This is a genomic window from Paraburkholderia sp. EG304 (genome assembly GCF_046543485.1).
GTDB lineage: Bacteria > Pseudomonadota > Gammaproteobacteria > Burkholderiales > Burkholderiaceae > Paraburkholderia > Paraburkholderia youngii.
This window is the reverse complement of sequence record NZ_JBKGUA010000213.1, coordinates 1-1,417: the sequence shown is the minus strand read 5'-3', so window position 1 is coordinate 1,417 and position 1,417 is coordinate 1. Positions and strand designations below refer to the sequence as shown.

Annotated in this window: 2 protein-coding genes; both read left to right on the top strand. The window is 69.7% G+C overall.

The window, feature by feature from the left end; translation table 11 throughout:
• The coding region (locus ACLFKU_RS43425; protein ID WP_410853354.1) for a 4-alpha-glucanotransferase at positions 1-345 on the top strand (345 nt) is incomplete at its 5' end.
• Between the two features lies 1 nt (position 346).
• A partial coding sequence (locus tag ACLFKU_RS43420) for an alpha-amylase family glycosyl hydrolase (RefSeq protein ID WP_410853353.1) occupies positions 347-1,417 on the top strand: 1,071 nt, incomplete at its 3' end.

Here is a 1,417-nt window from a genome sequence, read left to right as displayed (position 1 = left end):
GATCTGGCCTGGCGCGCCCGGCTGGAGGCGCAGCCTGCCGCCGATCACGCACAGGCCATGGCCGAGCGTCATGCCGATGTCGCGCGGCTCGCGCGTGCGGTAGGCGGCGGTGCCACCCCGGCAACGCTGCGGCTGGCAGCACTGCGGCATGTGGCTGCTGGCCCGGCACCGCTGGCACTGCTGCCGGTCGAAGACGCGCTTGGCCTGCGCGGGCAGGTGAACCTGCCCGGCACCGTCGCTGTCCATCCGAACTGGCGCCAGCGCCTGCCCTCTCCATTACCGTTGCCGACGCTGGACCGTTCGCTGCAGCAGTTCGCCGCGGCACGCCGCGCCCAGGAGTATTGAGATGGTGCCGTTCCGCGCCACCGCACGTCTGCAGTTGCATGCCGGATTCGATTTCGACGCGGCGTGTGCACAAGTGGATTACTACGCCGCGTTGGGCGTCAGTCACCTGTACCTCTCGCCCATTGCCAGCGCAGTGCCCGGCTCAACCCACGGCTATGATGTGATCGACCCGACCACGGTCAATCCCGAACTGGGCGGCGAGGCGGGGCTGCAGCGTCTGTCCGATGCCGTGCGCGCGCACGGTATGGGCTTGATCCTGGACATCGTGCCGAACCATATGGCGGCGCACCCGCTCAACCCGTACTGGGCGGATGTGCTCGCGCACGGACGCGAGAGCCTCCATGCAAGGTGGTTCGATGTCGCGTGGCGCGCCCCTGGGCGCGACGGCAAGCTGTGGTTGCCGGTGCTGGATCGTCCGTTGTCCAGCGCGATCGCCGATGGCGTGCTGGCCGTGCGGCGGGATGGCAAGGGCGTGGTGGGCATTGCGCATCACGATACGGTGTATCCGCTGGCGCCGGAGAGCGTGCCTGCGGGGTCGACAGCGGGGTCCGCACAATCGCTCACCGACCTGCTCGCCGCGCAGCCGTACCGCCTGGCGTGGTGGCGCACCGGGGATGACCGGATCAACTACCGCCGGTTCTTCACCATCGCCTCGCTGGCCGCGCTGCAGATGCATCGCGACGATGTCTTCGAGACGGTGCATGCCCTGCCGCTGCGCCTGGTTGCGGAAGGACGCGTGGATGGCCTGCGCGTGGACCATGTGGATGGGCTGCGTGATCCGGCGGGCTACCTGCAGCGGCTGCGCGCCGCCCTGGACGCGGCGGGCGCCACACGCGGTCTCGCTCCCGGGTCATTGGGCCTGTGGGTCGAGAAGATCCTCGCCCCGGATGAAGTGCTTCGCGCAGACTGGCCCTGCGATGGCAGCACCGGTTACGACTTCATGGACCAGGTGGGCGCGCTGCTGCACGCCGGCGAGGGGAGCGGGGTCCTGACCCGTCACTGGCAACGGACCAGCGGCGATCCGCGTGGCTTCGGCGAGGTCGAACTGCAGGCCCGGCGCGATGTGCTCGAG